Raw genomic sequence first — 13,292 nt, 5'->3', positions numbered from 1 at the left:
GATTTCAAAAGCGCTGTTTTTTCCGCCACATGAAGTGAATCCGTAGAACGCTACGATCGACTTGCTTAAAATTAGCGGGAATCAGCCCTACGCCTTTCCAGAAAAATGCTCAACTGACTGATGATCGAACCAACTTCCGACCACATTTCGGCTGCAAATGAAAAAGCGAACGCTTGGCGACGCAAGCAGATGCACGCACTGACACCGGAAGAGTGCTTAGCTCTGTCTCGCCAGCTTCAACAAGCCGCCATTGCAACGATGCGATCTAACCCGAAGGCAGTCGAAGCATTTATCAAACGCAACCACCATCAGCGACGAGCTTCAAATGTCAAGCGTTTAGAGATGGAGATGAAACACGAATGCGGACTGCGCGATGAATGATGATTCGCCGCTACGCATTGCCGAAACAATGGCCACAGCAAACGTACCGTTCGTGATCATCGGTGGACACGCTGTCAACTACCACGGCTTCCCGCGAGCCACGCAAGATGTCGATATCATCTTCAAACGATCCGATGAAAGCGTGAAAGCACTTTATGAAGTGCTATCCAAACTAGAGGGATGTTGGATTAGCAATGAGCTGGATCCCGAAACGGGGATTGAGAAAACAGTTCCCATTACGCCCGAATACATTGCCCGCGAACACCTGATGATGCTCAGTACTAAACTGGGCTACCTCGACTTGTTTGATTTTATTCCAGGCCTACCTGGCGAACCCTTGGACGAGCTTTTCGCGACGGCTAAAACAATCGGTTCCCTGCGTTTCGCGAGCCTCCACTGGCTAAGAAGAATGAAGCAAGCATCCGGGAGACCTCAAGATAAAATTGACCTTGAAAACCTTCCCTCAAGCGAGTCGTAATTGTTTAACGTCTACATGCGGCGGCTGGTGCCCTTGGTCAGTGCCATGAACGCGGACTCGAGATCAAGCTCTTCTTCGCTGAATCGTTTCAACGCGATCCCATTTTCGATTAGCAGTTTCGGTAGATCGCTGTAATCTTCCACACCTGCTTTTAGCACGATGCGGATCGCATCATCGCCGGGCTCGCTGCCCTGCACTTTCTCGTGCCCTTGCAGCAACTTGGCGACATCATCCATCTGCTCGCGCTGCGCGGTTTGAATCACCAACACGGTGTGTTCGCGCACCATCTTGATGACTTCGGTGACTTTGGCGTTCTGCTTCAATTCACCACGATCGATGATCCCGACTTTGTTACAAACATCGGCCAATTCGGGCAGAATGTGACTACTGACAATCACGGTTTTGCCCATTTCACCGAGCTTGCGAAGCAGATTCCGCATCTCGATCCGGGCTCGCGGATCGAGCCCCGAAAGCGGCTCGTCAAGCAGCAGGACTTGCGGGTCGTGCAGTAGCGTACGCGCCAATCCAAGACGTTGAGTTTGACCACGCGAAAGCGTGTTGGCGTAGGCATCGCGTTTAAATTCGAGGTCCACGACATCGAGCATTTCATTGACGCGATCGGTTCGCTGTTTTCCGTTGATACGATAGGCCGCAGCAAAAAACTCGAGATACTCGACCACGGTCATGTCGTCATACACCCCGAAAAAGTCAGGCATATAGCCGACAAGCCGGCGAATTTCCTTGGGCTGGGTATGCACGCTGTGGCCACACACATAGGCCTCGCCCCAAGTCGGTTCCAATAGCGTGGCGATGATCCGCATCGTGGTCGTTTTGCCTGCACCATTGGGCCCGATAAAGCCGAACAAGTCACCGGCTTGGAGATCCAAATCGATCCCTTTGATCGCGAACGCGTCGCCATATTTTTTGGTTAAGTCAACTGTCTTGATCACGCGTGGTCTTCGCTTTCGATGTAAATGGTTGCGATCACAAATGGACGAACGGCCTGGTTAGGACGCCCGCTTTTTGGGTTATCGTCGTTTTGCACTGATTGGCATTACCAACCGAATCAGCGAAAGAGTTTCGTCAACATGAATGGGTTCGTCTTGATCGCCTTGGTTTTGGAACTGGGTCACCGGACGTGCAAGCTTTCCGATCAAAATGCAACGTTCGCGAGTCAACACATCACTGAGATCCAAGAACGAAAGTACCTCGTGACGCAACCCCGTGTACCGTTCGGCTCCGACCACGTCATGAAACATGATCATCTCGGTTAATCGTTCTAGATTCGCGGTCGACGATGGGTCCCATGACTCGGTTTCGGTCGAGCTTTCCAGTGCTTTTTGTCGTGACAGCTGCCAACGGAAATTCTTTTGACGCAGCGAATCAACCGACTCGATCGAGGTGCCGGCTGGAAATCGTGTCGGCAGCAAATACAGCCAATTGCGATAAATCAGCATGCCATTGAGCACGTCGACCGGAAATGGATTCCGCAGCGATCCTTCGAGCAGCTCGCTACCACTACGCCGCCGCATCGACAGATCCTCGGAAACGTCGGCGACAAAACGCATCTGGCTGGCAATCGACTTACTGCTACGTGGCGCAAACGGGACGTCATCTAATTGGCTGGTCAACGTATTGTCGCGGGATCGAAGCAGGACCTCGTAGCCGGGCAAACGAGCACTCTCGCCACTGACCTGGATCGCGCCGAACGATCGGCCGGGAAATCCAAAGGGAAACGTTAGATTCGAATCGATGCGTTTGGCGATCCCCTCAAACGCCGGGCTCGCGGCCACCGCAACATCCAATTGGCGTGCATCGTGCGAATAGATGGTGTTCCAAGTGAACATCTTGCCCCGTCCGCTGGCCGAATCGATGTCGACAATCTCGAAGCGATTGCTGTGCAATGTCGGTGCCGACGACGCCGCAAGCTTCACTTGCTCACCGGCACCGGACGCAACCTTTGCCGTCGCGTTTGGCTCGGTGTCCGACACCACGCGAGCCTGCAATACCAACAGCACGGAAATGGCAATCGCCATGATGGGAAACGTCAGCCAGCCCAAAAGTGGTTTGCCGAAAACGCGATTGACCAAGAAGTAGTCCAGCGGCCCGATCAACGCAATCAAACCGAGCACGATCAGTGAGACCAACGAAAAACCAAACCGGCGTTGGCTGTCGAATTGGTCCAAGGTGGACCGCATCTGGCCTGCCAAATCATCATACGCGGTCGAGCGGTTGGTCTTGGCAAACGGCGTGTCCGTGGATTGCAACAGCGAGCCAGTCAAACTGAGCACCAAATCCAATCGCTGCGGCCAATCGACAAAAGGTTCCGCATGCAAATCCGCGGCGATCACCGTCATCTTGCCCAACCCCACGATGTACTCTGCGGCAATCGGTGTACTGACTCGCCGCGTCGTTCGCCCCGTGATGATCACCTCTCCCACGCCCTTGGGAAGTTTGGCGCCCAGGAACGATGACAAAGGGTTTTGCGTCGAGGTGAAGGTTTCGATCGCCGAGGGATCCAATTCAACGACGGTCCACTGAGAACCGGGGGGCGTCGGCAACAGGTCCAATAACCACGGTGCCGCCGACTGCATTTCCGGCAACGAACCACCAAGCATCAAGACGATCCGGCCTCCGGATTGCACCCAATCGACAATAGCTTGCTGCTGTGCGGAGCTGAGCGAGGCCAACAACTCGGCACCGCCGGCACCGACCATGATCAAATCGACTCCTTCGTACCCCATCACCGAATCGGGAAGCTGATCCGCGGCGGTGGGTTGTGAAACCGCCACGGACGCATCTCGCTTCAAAATTCGGTTTTCACCAATTTCATGAACGCCTAGTGGATCACCAAAACTGACAATCCAAGGCATGCCGAGCGGCACCTGCGACGATTCACGCGATGGCGCTCCGATGGGCGGAAAACGTGTGACGATTTGGCTGCCATCGGCACGCTCGGCGATCAACGGAGCGGCTTCGCTGCCGGCAATCGCATACGTCCAACTCGAACCGGCAGAGTCGGTGTCGGCGAAATCGCGAACGTAGCTTACCGAAACCCCGTCGCCATCTTCGGTTTGGACGCGAACAGGCGCCGTCGGCTGGGACTCGAGTCGAATTCCGGTCCAACACCCGACTCGAAAGAGACCATTGATTCCAATGATCACATCGTTTGCAAGTGCGGAGCTCGCAGATGCTGAGTTTTCAGATGCTTGGGAACTCGGCTTGTCCGCCACCGATGCCGTTTCCTCCGCAGCGGCACTCTGCAGCGTGACGAGCGAGATGCACAGGCATCCCAAGAGAAACAACAGTCTGCAGGGCCGGATCACGTTCGATGGGTTCATAGAATCGGAGCTTAACTTGATTGGATTCACGGCTTTTCGGAATCGGGGCATTCACAAACCAACCGGTGACAACCGGGACAACCGTGACCGTATTTGGCAACCAACGCGGCGTTCAGGTCAATCTGAGCGACGTTGGCGATCGTTGCCAACCACGCGATCACGTCCGCAAACTCTTCGGCGAGATTCTCGCGATCGTTCCCTCGCAATGCCGATGACAATTCTCCTACCTCTTCCATCAACCACATGAACGTGCCTTCGACGCCACGCGCGACATCCTTCTCGTAATACATCTGATGGATGTGCTGCTGCAGATCGACGATCGAGAGTTCTCGAGCGGCCGAGTCGGTCGACTCGGAATTTCGGCTGGGGGGAATTTCAGACAACTTGATGAAACCGTTTGGAATACGAGACGAGCAAGAACTGAGCGGAAACAAGACGCTAAAACAATCGAGCAATGGATTCGTGGCGATACGGTCATGGAGCACCGGTGCCGGAAAAATAACGGCCTACAAACCTTTCGCCCGCAAACGAGGTGCGATTGTAGCCGAAACCACCCAAAGCGTGAGGGAGCCCCCCAGATCGACCGGCAATCTTGCGAATTCCGAACCCACCGCCATCACGGGGGGCATGGAAAATCTCACAAAGCAACACCGCGACGACACTCGACGACTGCACGTCCTAACCCCAAACAATTACAGTGTTAAGGGTGATTTGGTTCCTTCGCTTCCCTCATTTATTCACAGCCATTTCGTTGTCCGAGACTCCATTCCATCAATATCCGTTCTATACACCGCGATTTTGGCACGGAATGAAGCCATTGGCGTGGTTTCGATTGCTTCGCGAAGGCCGATTTCGCATCTCACCCAGCCGGGTGGGAATCGTCATTGGCGTGACCATTGCAACCCCATTCAATTCGATCATGGGGGGGTTGCAAAAACTCATTTTTCGACGGCGACTGCGGGAAGCCGAACTTCATGGCACCCCCGTTTTTATCATCGGCCATTGGCGAAGCGGGACCACACTGCTGCACGAACTGATGGTGCGAGATGAACGTTTGAGCAGTCCCTCGACGTTCCAGTGCTTTGCTCCTGCCCATTTCTTGGCCACCGAATGGTTTTTCCGGCGTTTCGCCAATTGGTTGCTGCCGGGCAAACGGCCGATGGACAACATGGCTGCCGGATGGGACCGTCCCCAAGAAGACGAATTTGCGTTGCTGACGATGGGATTGCCGTCGCCTTATCGGCGGATTGCATTTCCTAACGAAGGCCCCGTCGATATCGATTACCTCAGTTTTGAAGGGGTCGACGAAACCGCAATCGACCATTGGCTAAAATCGCTGCGTCGATTCTTGCTAAACGTTAGCGTTGCGACCGGGCGGCCGTTGGTGATCAAGAGCCCGACGCACACCGGACGGATCGCGTACTTGGCCCGCGAATTTCCCGAAGCCAAATTCATTCACATCTCTCGCGATCCTCGCTCGCTGTTTCCATCGACATGCCGGTTGTGGAAAGGGCTTGATGAAGTCCAGGCACTGCAAAAGCCAAATAACGAAGCGATCGAACCGTATGTGCTCGAGTGTCTCGAGAAGATGTACGAGGCGTTTCACCAGCAACGCGAATCCGTCTCGCCCGACCGGTTGATCGACATTCGTTACGAAGATCTCACCGCCGATCCGGTAGGCACGCTGCGAAAAATCTACCAAACATTGCGTCTGAGCGATTTTGATGCGGTCGAGCCAACGATCCAGGCGTGGGCAGAAACCGAACACAAAGATTACAAAACCAACCAACACCAACTGGCTCCCGAAGCGGACGAATTGATTCGATCACGCTGGGCTTCTTATTTTGAGCGTTATGGCTATGTCTAACCTGCTGATGAAATTGCGATTGAGCGTTTCCGTTTTCATGTTGGTCGTGACCGCAGTCGCCGCAGGCTGCAGTTCCAAAACGTCGCCAGAGAGCGATGCGACAAAAACGAAATCCATTGCGGCTGAAAACGCAGACGCAACCGATTCCACCTCCAGCTTTCAGCCGCAGCCCTATGAAGCCAACGCGGAACAGCTACTCGCGGCGCGACTGGACGAAACCGAAGTCTCCGCGGGCTGGATCCGATTGTTTGACGGCCACACGCTGTTTGGATGGGAAATCGCTGGCAATGCGAATTGGCGGATCGAAGACGAGACCATCACGGTCGATCAAGGCAAACCATCCCTGTTGTGCACGTCGGTACCGTGGCAAGACTACGAGTTGACTTTGGAATTCAATGCCGACGAGAAAACCAACAGCGGCGTATTCCTACGCACGCCGCTTGAGATCGACGATCCTGCGACCGATTGCTACGAAGTCAACATCGCGCCGGACGACAATCCCTACCCCACCGCAGGCATTGTCAAACGACAAGAAGTCTCCGCCGACGCTCCGGAACAAACGTTTGGCGAGTGGCGAACGATGCATATCGAACTGATTGGCGACAAGCTAAAAATCAGCGTCGATGGCAAATTGGCGTGTGAATACACCGACCCCGCTCCATTGGCGGCGGGACGCATCGCATTGCAACACAATCATGGCCGCGTCGCTTTTCGTAACATCCGGCTCCGCCCGCTCGGTTTGCAGTCACTGCTGGACAAGGATCTGTCGCAGTGGAAAAAGTATCCCGAGATGGAGGCCGAATACACGGTCAACGACGCGGGAGTGATGCAGGTTAAAGGAGGCAAAGGGCAAATTGAAACCAAGCAAAGCTATGACGACTTTGTTTTGTTAGCCGAATACAAACTGCCGAAACCTGAAATCAACTCGGGAATTTTCTTTCGCTGCATTCCCGGACTCGAGATGATGGGGTACGAGTGTCAGCTGAGTAACGAGATGAAAGATGGATTGCCGTTGTCGCCAGCTGACTGTGGAACCGGCGGCATTTTCCGTCGTCAAGACGCTCGCGTTATCGCTGGCGAAACGGGCAAATGGGCTACCGTGCTGCTGGTCGCCCACGACGACAAGATGGCTGCCTGGGTTAACGGAGTGCAAGTCAGCAATTGGCAGGACGACCGGGAACCCCACGAAAATCCGCGCAAGGGCAAGCGATTAGAAGCAGGCACGATCATGATCCAAGGTCACGATCCGAGCACCGAGGCGGAGCTGAAGCAGTTCAAAATCGCAAGCTACGGCGAATAGCCGTAGCGCCCGTGGCCATCACTCGTCCACATTGATCTTGAAGGCTGCGAACGAGGGATAACCCTAAGCCCAGCACTCGCTTACGAATTGGGATTGCTGATAACCTTGCCATCAACGACATCTTCGTCAATGTCAGCGTCCAACTCGGGGTCATCGCTCCAATCTTCGCCTCCGATCATCATTTCGTAGGGAAAATCGTCGGACTCGCTCCTCATCGTGACGATGTTGTAGTTCCCCTCGCCGGCATGCGTCTGCAACTTCTCACGAATCTGCTGCTGGAACAAGACCGAATCGTAGGGTCCATTGACGTAGCGAGGTTTGCCCTCGGCATCACCAAAAGACAGTGTTTCGGTAAACTCGCTCTTGTCGATGTCACCCCAAATGGGCTCCACTTTACGATAGTCCGCGTGCGGTTCGATCTCGAACTGCTTGGCAAATTCAATCGCGCCTTCAACGAGGCTGCGAGCTTTCGCGGGCGAGGCATCTTGCATCAACTCGGAGCCGGACATCTGCTCGAGAATCTGAGTTTGGTCAGACGGAAAACAAACAAGCGCAGCAATGTCTTTGACCCCCAAGCAAAGCCCGTCAACCAAGAACTTCACGATCGCAACACGTCCGTCACGCATTTTACGGCTGATAAAAACCGATCCAAACTTGCTTTCAGGATCCATCAACGCGGCGCTAATCAAGCAACGATCGACTTGCCCGCCTCCGGCCGCCTTCATTTGACCGACCAGTGATTGAAGCGAATTTTTCTCTCGAGCGATCTCTTTTCGCTTAGCGATTTCCTTCGAACGCTTCTTGGCAAGTTTCTTCTGACGTCGTTGCTCTTTTGTCGACATGGCTGCATGCTCCTTATTCGCAGTAAAAATCCCAATCGAGTACGAACCCCATTCGATAATTAAACTGCATTGCTGTCGAGTACACTATGTCGCACGCATTTCGGCGGCGAAGGCACGCAGGGGTTTAGGGAGCGGGAATTGGACCGACTCTTCGCGAATTTGCTTGATCTCGACCGTCGCGTCAAAATGCTCGACCAACCAATCAATGGTCGATTGCACCACCGATTCCGGAGCACTCGCTCCGGCCGTAATCAACACGGTCGACACATCGCGAAAGTCCTCGAGATTAAGATCCGCTGGCCCATCAACTAGATAGGCTGGTTTTCCATCATCCGCCGCCAACTCGCGAAGCCGCTGACTATTGCTACTATTCTGGCTACCCAACACAACGACCACGTCGACTTCGTCCGATAGAATGCGAACGGCTTCCTGACGATTTTGGGTGGCGTAGCAAATGTCGTCCTTCGGCGGGCTTTCGATATTGGGAAACCGCTCGCGCAACCGACGAATCACTCGGTTGGCATCATCGACGCTCAATGTGGTTTGGGTCAGGTAGGCGAGCTTGGATTCGTCCTTGACCTCTAGCTTATCGACGTCCGCTTCGTCCTCGACCAACAGGATCGCTTCGGGAGCCTCGCCCATGGTTCCGATGACCTCGTCGTGTCCTTCATGCCCAATCAGGATGATCGTGTACCCCGCCTTGGCATACTTGATCGCCTCGAGATGCACCTTGGTCACCAACGGGCAAGTGGCATCCAACGCGTTCAAATTGCGAGCCCGGGCCGCCTCGCGAACTTGCGGAGACACTCCGTGGGCTGAAAACAGCAACACGCTTCCCTCGGGAACCTCTTCGATCGTATTGACGAAGACAGCCCCCTTCTCTCGAAACGTTTTGACCACGTATTGGTTGTGAACAATTTCGTGATAGACGTAGACGGGGGGGCCAAATTTCTGCAGCGTCAAATCGAGAGAATCGATCGCCATATTAACGCCAGCACAGAAGCCACGCGGTGCTGCCAGGATGATTTTCATGAAATGCCAACGACGTCAGAAAATGCGAGATAGAATCAGGGTGAAGCAAACGAGCACGTCCGGGGGACCGATCCGCTCATTTCTTAATTGTCCCATCATGGCGACATCTGGAAACCCCTCTACAATCTGACCGAGCCAAGATGCAGAAAAAGTGCCATAAAATCGCGGTTCTGAATCCCCCTTTTTTTGCCCAAAGCTTTTCCAACGCGGAAGCCAGCGGTGGATTTTTGCGACCGTCTAGTAGCCGACGTCTAGTAGCGAGATGACCTGATAGCGATATGAAAGGCGACTCCTTGCAACAGGCCGAGCGAGAATGCCGGCGAATCGCCCTTTCGCACTACGAAAATTTTCTGGTCGCCAGTGTGCTGATGCCCGGCCGGCTGAAACAGCCCTTCTATAACGTCTACGCGTTTTGCCGAACGGCGGACGATTTGGCCGATGGGTCGGCGACACCCCAACAAGCCCTGCGATCGCTCGAGCAGTGCCAAGCGTCGCTGGACGCGACGTTCGCAGGTCGTCCTCCGGCCGGCATTTTTACGGCCTTGGCCGCGACCATCGAGCAATTCCAACTCGAAAAACAGCCTTTTGACGATTTGCTTGACGCGTTTCGACAAGACCAGCGGAAGCGTCGCTATGAGACCGTCGACGAACTGCTCGATTATTGTCGCCGTAGCGCCAATCCGGTGGGCCGGATCGTGTTGCAATTGGCCGCCGTCGATGCTGACCGCGAGGCCTTGGACCGATCGGACCAGATTTGCACCGGGCTACAGCTAGCAAATTTCTGGCAAGACGTCGCCCGGGATCACGCGATTGGCCGAATTTATTTGCCTCAATCCGAGCTTCGAGCGTCGGGAATCAGCGAAGACATGGTTTCCGAGATGGTCCAACAACAGTCGACGCCGCCGGTGATGAAGACCGTGATCGAAGCTCTGTGTGTTCGAACCCAAACCTATTTTGATCGTGGCGAGCCTCTCTGTGACCACGTTCCGAAATGGTTGGGACGGAACCTGCGACTGTTTGTCGGCGGCGGCAGGGCGACGCTTGCCGCGATCCGGGCGATCGACTTTGACGTGCTGCGGGTCCGCCCTCGGGTGAGCAAGGCGACCCAAGCCGGCTTGATTCTGCGATCGCTAGTCGGCCGCTAACCGCCCCGGAGCCTCGTTCAGAGACAACGCCGTAAACGGCTTGTTGATTGATTGAGCCGTGACGCGTCAGCGGCCGGGTCCCACGCGTTACCCGGTGCCTCATATCCCACGGCTCACCGTTGCGAGTTGCATTTGCGTTAAATCAACAAGCCGTGAAGCAATTCCGGGTAGCAACCTTCGCAAGAAAGTGGTGATTCGCGTTGGCTGGCCAACGATCCCGGCTTATCCACGCTCTGGCGAGCGTAGCTACCGAACACAAATGCCGCAAAAGAAACTTCGGCGATTCACGCGAAGTTTCGACCGCCAGGCATCGCCGCCTCCCTTGGCACCCGAGTATCATCATGACATGAACGAGGAAATTTCCGTTGCCGCTAGCTACCGCTTCGCGCGTCGCATTTCGCGACGTAGCGGCAGCAACTTTTATCGCTCGTTTTGGTTACTGCCGCGAGGTAAACGCCAAGCAATGTGCTCGCTGTATGCGTTTGCTCGGATCACCGATGATATTGGGGATTGCGATGAACCGGCGGCGATACGAGGGCGATGGCTCGAGTGGTGGCGGCAAACGATCGCGATCAACTTGATCAACGAGAACCAGCCATCGACGATCGCGTTACCCGAGGGGCCGATTGGCGAAGAACCGAAATGGGCTGCCCGACTGCATCAACAAGCTCAAGAGATTCTGCCGGCACTTCGACATGCCTCGATGCAATACAAAATCCCCTCGCGGTATCTGTTAGAGATCATTGACGGTGTGTTGGCCGATCAACAAAAGACTCGCTTCGACACCTACGAACAACTTGAACATTACTGCTACCTCGTCGCCTCGGCAGTCGGTTTGGCCTGTCTGCATATCTGGGAATTCGAAGAACCGCTGCCGCTCGAAGCCGCCATTGACTGTGGACTCGCATTCCAGTTGACCAACGTATTGCGTGATGTCGTCGAAGATGCAAAACGAGGTCGAATCTATTTGCCACGCCAGCACTACGAGCAGCATGGTTTGTGCGAAGACGACATTTTGACGCTCCGGCGTGACAATCGTCTGCGATGCTTGATTCAGGACGAAATCGAGCGAGCTAAACGGTTATTCGATTCCGGCTGGCGAGTCTGGGACAACGTGCATCCGGACGGGCGTCCAATGTTCAGCATGATGTGGCGAACCTACCGGCGACTGTTGACGCGAATCGAGGAAGACCCCACTCGCATCGCGGTGTGTCGCATCACGTTGTCACAGAGCGATCGTATTGGCATCGTGTCTCAACACTTCTGGCCTCCCAGTTTTCGTCGACTGCCGGTGCCGCCGATCGAAGTGGCTCAATCACACCTCGCTGCCGATCACAAACAAACCACACGGCCATGACGGCAAAATCGAAACCTCGACATGTCGTGGTCGTCGGGGGCGGGTTGGCGGGATTGGCGGCGGCCGAATGCATCGCGCGGACTTACCCGCAGCAGTTCCGCGTCACAGTGCTTGAAGCCAAACGAACCGCAGGCGGCCGAGCGGGATCGTTCAGCGATCCGGTCAGCTTAGAAACGGTTGACTATTGTCAACATGTCGCCATGGGCTGCTGTACCAACCTGCTAGGGCTTCTCGACCGTGCGGGGCTCTCTGGTGCAATGCAGCGACACCAAAGTCTGACGTTCTTTCACCCTGACTTTCCGTCCAGCGAGTTCCGTCCCTCACGTTGGCTTCCCGCACCGCTGCATCTCGCCACGGTGATCGGGAAATTGAACTACTTGGATCGCAAGCAAAAACGAGAGATTCGCCGCGGACTGTGGAAACTGATTCGCACCCCCTCGCGACAACTTGACGACGTTGTCGCATTGGATTGGCTGCGATCCCAGCGGCAAAGCGAGCCAAGCATTCGATCGTTCTGGGATGTGATTCTGACCAGCGCTTTGGGTGAACACAGCCAACACACGTCGATGGCCGCGGCACGCAAAGTCGTGGTCGATGGTTTCGCAGCCGCACGGGGTGCTTCGGACGTGCTCATCCCCGATCGCCCGCTGGCAACTTTATTCGGGCACGACCTTGTCGCTGCGGTCTCAAAACTAGGCGTTCAAGTGCGATGCGGCGTCATGGTGCAAGCAATCACCACCGCCGCAGATCAACGAGCAAGCGTGCGAACACGCGACGGACAATGCATCGACGCGGACCACGTCGTCAGTGCCGTGCCATGGCACGCCATTAGGAGCCTATTGGGCGACGCCATGATCGCCGCTGCGATACCAAATCTCGCGTCGTTCGACACGATCCCCGCATCGCCGATCAGCGGAATTCATCTGTGGTTTGATCGACCAATCACCGACCGACCTCACGCGGTGTTGGTCGGTTCGTTAACGCAGTGGCTGTTCCGCCAACCGTTTAGCACCGCTGGAACGATAAGTGGCAGGTCTTCCGGTAGCGGAAGGCGTCAACGTTTTCCAGGCTGGTCGAAACTCTTGACGAGTTCCGCTACCGAAACAAAATCCGAGCACTACTATCAAGTCGTGATTAGCGGATCGCATCCGATGAGCGGATCGTCCAAAGAGGAGATGGTCGCGCAAGTGCTGTCCGAACTCACCGCGGTCTTTCCAGCGACTCAAACGGCAACGCTGCTGCGTCACCGCGTCGTCACCGATCCCAAATCGGTGTTCTCGATCCGCCCTGCGGTCGAGCGACTTCGCCCGCCCCCCTGCCCTGCTCTGGCTAAATTGTCGTGGCTTTGCTTGGCGGGCGACTGGACACGCACCGGCTGGCCCGCGACGATGGAAGGCGCCGTGATCAGCGGCATTCAGGCTGCCAGCTGCATCTTTGAAACCGTGGGGCTGCCCAGCATCGCTGCCGATCCCGGGCTGAAACGCGGCTGGTTGGCCAATCTCGTGACCAAGCACTGATAAAGCGAATATTTAATTCGGATTACCACCGA

General features: G+C 55.3%; 12 protein-coding genes. 7 read left to right on the top strand and 5 right to left on the bottom strand.

The features are described 5' to 3' along the window. Positions 1-120 precede the first annotated feature (120 nt). Both ABEA92_RS08460 and ABEA92_RS08455 read left to right on the top strand, forming a co-directional pair. Complete coding sequence (locus ABEA92_RS08460) at positions 121-381, top strand: hypothetical protein (protein ID WP_345683383.1); 261 nt, start codon at positions 121-123, stop codon at positions 379-381. Continuing rightward, a complete protein-coding gene (locus ABEA92_RS08455; protein ID WP_345683382.1) occupies positions 374-859 on the top strand; it encodes a hypothetical protein in 486 nt (161 codons plus the stop codon). The genes ABEA92_RS08460 and ABEA92_RS08455 overlap by 8 nt, the downstream gene beginning before the upstream one ends. An 11-nt stretch (positions 860-870) precedes the next feature. Here ABEA92_RS08455 and ABEA92_RS08450 read toward each other — a convergent pair whose 3' ends face one another. From ABEA92_RS08450 to ABEA92_RS08440, 3 genes are all read right to left on the bottom strand, one after another. Continuing rightward, complete coding sequence (locus ABEA92_RS08450; RefSeq protein WP_345683381.1) at positions 871-1,809, bottom strand: ABC transporter ATP-binding protein; 939 nt, start codon at positions 1,807-1,809, stop codon at positions 871-873. 78 nt (positions 1,810-1,887) lie between these two features. Continuing rightward, a complete protein-coding gene (locus ABEA92_RS08445) occupies positions 1,888-4,200 on the bottom strand; it encodes a hypothetical protein (RefSeq protein ID WP_345683380.1) in 2,313 nt (770 codons plus the stop codon). A gap of 26 nt (positions 4,201-4,226) precedes the next feature. Next, complete coding sequence (locus ABEA92_RS08440) at positions 4,227-4,583, bottom strand: MazG nucleotide pyrophosphohydrolase domain-containing protein (RefSeq protein ID WP_425572406.1); 357 nt, start codon at positions 4,581-4,583, stop codon at positions 4,227-4,229. Between the two features lie 323 nt (positions 4,584-4,906). Here ABEA92_RS08440 and ABEA92_RS08435 point away from each other — a divergent pair, with 323 nt between their 5' ends. Together ABEA92_RS08435 and ABEA92_RS08430 are read left to right on the top strand one after the other, a co-directional pair. Further along, complete coding sequence (locus ABEA92_RS08435) at positions 4,907-6,067, top strand: sulfotransferase family protein (RefSeq protein ID WP_345683379.1); 1,161 nt, start codon at positions 4,907-4,909, stop codon at positions 6,065-6,067. Beyond that, complete coding sequence (locus ABEA92_RS08430) at positions 6,060-7,367, top strand: 3-keto-disaccharide hydrolase (protein ID WP_345683378.1); 1,308 nt, start codon at positions 6,060-6,062, stop codon at positions 7,365-7,367. The genes ABEA92_RS08435 and ABEA92_RS08430 overlap by 8 nt, the downstream gene beginning before the upstream one ends. Positions 7,368-7,447: 80 nt before the next feature. On the opposite strand, the gene ABEA92_RS08425 is transcribed toward ABEA92_RS08430, so the two are convergent. Both ABEA92_RS08425 and ispH read right to left on the bottom strand, forming a co-directional pair. Continuing rightward, positions 7,448-8,209, bottom strand: a complete 762-nt coding sequence (locus ABEA92_RS08425) for a hypothetical protein (protein ID WP_345683377.1) — start codon at positions 8,207-8,209, stop codon at positions 7,448-7,450. An 84-nt stretch (positions 8,210-8,293) separates the two neighbouring features. Further along, the gene (ispH, locus tag ABEA92_RS08420; protein ID WP_345683376.1) at positions 8,294-9,241 is read right to left on the bottom strand and encodes a 4-hydroxy-3-methylbut-2-enyl diphosphate reductase; all 948 of its coding nucleotides are present in this window, start codon (positions 9,239-9,241) and stop codon (positions 8,294-8,296) included. A gap of 278 nt (positions 9,242-9,519) precedes the next feature. On the opposite strand from ispH, the gene hpnC reads away from it, so the two are divergent. From hpnC to hpnE, 3 genes are all read left to right on the top strand, one after another. Beyond that, positions 9,520-10,386, top strand: a complete 867-nt coding sequence (gene hpnC / locus ABEA92_RS08415; RefSeq protein ID WP_345683375.1) for a squalene synthase HpnC — start codon at positions 9,520-9,522, stop codon at positions 10,384-10,386. A 346-nt stretch (positions 10,387-10,732) separates the two neighbouring features. Further along, entirely contained in the window at positions 10,733-11,743 is a 1,011-nt protein-coding gene (locus ABEA92_RS08410; protein WP_345683640.1) for a phytoene/squalene synthase family protein, read from the top strand. Next, positions 11,740-13,260 carry a hydroxysqualene dehydroxylase HpnE gene (gene hpnE, locus ABEA92_RS08405; protein WP_345683374.1) on the top strand — a complete coding sequence of 507 codons (1,521 nt, stop codon included), beginning with the start codon at positions 11,740-11,742 and terminating at the stop codon, positions 13,258-13,260. Before ABEA92_RS08410 ends, hpnE begins: the two co-directional genes overlap by 4 nt. Positions 13,261-13,292: the final 32 nt, after the last annotated feature.

It is taken from the genome of Novipirellula caenicola (assembly GCF_039545035.1).
In the GTDB taxonomy this organism is placed as follows: domain Bacteria; phylum Planctomycetota; class Planctomycetia; order Pirellulales; family Pirellulaceae; genus Novipirellula; species Novipirellula caenicola.
This window is presented reverse-complemented; position numbering and strand designations above follow the sequence as displayed.

Coding starts and splice junctions, on each gene's coding strand:
- ABEA92_RS08460 (WP_345683383.1), top strand. CDS start 121: ATGATCGAACCAACTTCCGACCACATTTCGGCTGCAAATGAAAAAGCG.
- ABEA92_RS08455 (WP_345683382.1), top strand. CDS start 374: ATGAATGATGATTCGCCGCTACGCATTGCCGAAACAATGGCCACAGCA.
- ABEA92_RS08445 (WP_345683380.1), bottom strand. CDS start 4,200: ATGAACCCATCGAACGTGATCCGGCCCTGCAGACTGTTGTTTCTCTTG.
- ABEA92_RS08430 (WP_345683378.1), top strand. CDS start 6,060: ATGTCTAACCTGCTGATGAAATTGCGATTGAGCGTTTCCGTTTTCATG.
- ABEA92_RS08425 (WP_345683377.1), bottom strand. CDS start 8,209: ATGTCGACAAAAGAGCAACGACGTCAGAAGAAACTTGCCAAGAAGCGT.
- ispH (WP_345683376.1), bottom strand. CDS start 9,241: ATGAAAATCATCCTGGCAGCACCGCGTGGCTTCTGTGCTGGCGTTAAT.
- hpnC (WP_345683375.1), top strand. CDS start 9,520: ATGAAAGGCGACTCCTTGCAACAGGCCGAGCGAGAATGCCGGCGAATC.
- ABEA92_RS08410 (WP_345683640.1), top strand. CDS start 10,733: ATGAACGAGGAAATTTCCGTTGCCGCTAGCTACCGCTTCGCGCGTCGC.
- hpnE (WP_345683374.1), top strand. CDS start 11,740: ATGACGGCAAAATCGAAACCTCGACATGTCGTGGTCGTCGGGGGCGGG.